The following is a 372-nucleotide window of genomic DNA, read 5'->3' on the forward strand; positions in this document are numbered from 1 at the left end:
CCACCTAACAATAAATGGATGGCGGACCATGATGCCGCTTTAAAGCAAGCCGAGGCTCAACAAGGTTGGGATATATTCCCGGTGACGTCTTGGGAAGCGATGACTGATTTTGCTCGGGCATTTAGCAGAAAACACTATGAGGGAGCAGAATAATGACTCAACTCATAACTCGTAGCAATGGTAGTGCCGAAGGCCCCGATATCAACGTATTGCACCATCGGCTAACCGAGTTCCCTAAAGAATTGTTAAACCCTCAATTACCACCTTACTTTTATGCTCTAGTTCATGATGCTCTATATGATTTAAGCACCTCAGTGCGAGCATCAGAACTCACTCGTTTTAAACGGCCTTATGAGCAATGTGATTGGTATC

General features: G+C 44.9%; 1 protein-coding gene. It reads left to right on the forward strand.

The features are described from left to right. Nucleotides 1-152: 152 nt before the first annotated feature. Nucleotides 153-372: hypothetical protein (locus tag A3763_RS07255; RefSeq protein ID WP_156494989.1), on the forward strand; the 220-nt coding region annotated here is incomplete at its 3' end.

It is taken from the genome of Oleiphilus sp. HI0128, assembly GCF_001635365.1.